Source organism: Motilimonas thetidivivens, assembly GCF_046452435.1.
Taxonomy (GTDB): domain Bacteria; phylum Pseudomonadota; class Gammaproteobacteria; order Enterobacterales; family CBDFNC01; genus Motilimonas.
Genome location: NZ_JBKFDK010000059.1, coordinates 1 through 923, shown reverse-complemented (window position 1 = coordinate 923; position 923 = coordinate 1). Strand labels below are relative to the sequence as shown.

1 protein-coding gene is annotated in these 923 nt (G+C 46.0%); it reads left to right on the top strand.

The features are described from left to right. The coding region (locus tag ACK8OT_RS19220; RefSeq protein ID WP_410198123.1) for a DUF6708 domain-containing protein at positions 1-826 on the top strand (826 nt) is incomplete at its 5' end. Positions 827-923: the final 97 nt, after the last annotated feature.

Sequence of the window (923 nt, the reverse complement as noted above, 5' to 3'; positions counted from 1 at the left end):
TGGCCGTTTAAAAGAAGACATATTAAGCCCACCCGTCAAACACGTACGCCTAACTGATGAAGACTCTGACGGCACTTGGGCCTATAAAGTGGCCGCAATCAACGACACCTATATGGACTTTCGGCACATAGGTACCACGCAACGGGGATTAGCATTCGGTATGTACGTCTTTTTGTGCGTTCCTGCTTTTCTTTTACTGGTAGCTATCAGAAAGTTTGATTGGATGCTCAGCAACACAGGGGCAACAGAATGGTTCTTGGCCGGTTTATTTCTTTGTTGGGCCATCTCATTTCTTCGGCCATTGCAAATGCCCATGCGCTTTAACCGCGCCAAACAAGAAGTTTACATTTGGCACCGCTTTAAGCTTTATCGTATTCCATGGGCCGAGTTCAATATCAGCTTATTAGCATTACAAGACCACATCGGCAGCGGCCAACTGATGCGCAACTGCCGCCAAGTGGTGTGGTTATACGGTGAGCACCAAGTGCCGCCCCATCCCAATCGGGCTGCCGTTGCCCTAACCCTTTATAACAACAGTGCCAGTTGCGAAGAGCCTGTACAAATGTGGAATTATATTAATAAATACATGACGCAAGGCTTGGGTGGGGTATATAACGAACCTGGGGAAAAACACATTGATGGCCGCCCAAGAAAGGGCGATTCACTCTTAGTACAATTACGAATGTACACAATAATTTTGTTAATTAGTCCCTTCATGTTCATTTTCTTTTGCCCTTTAATGTCAATTGCTTACAACCCTTTCCGTTGGCGTTGGCCCAAGCAGGTGCATCAATGGACCGGCCCTAACAGTAAGAATTATTGGTAAATGATTAAAACCATCAAAGGGCTATTTTCAAAGCCTAAGGTCACAGAACGGATAATCGTTGACGAATCTGAACCGATCCGCTCATTGGCGCCCCACT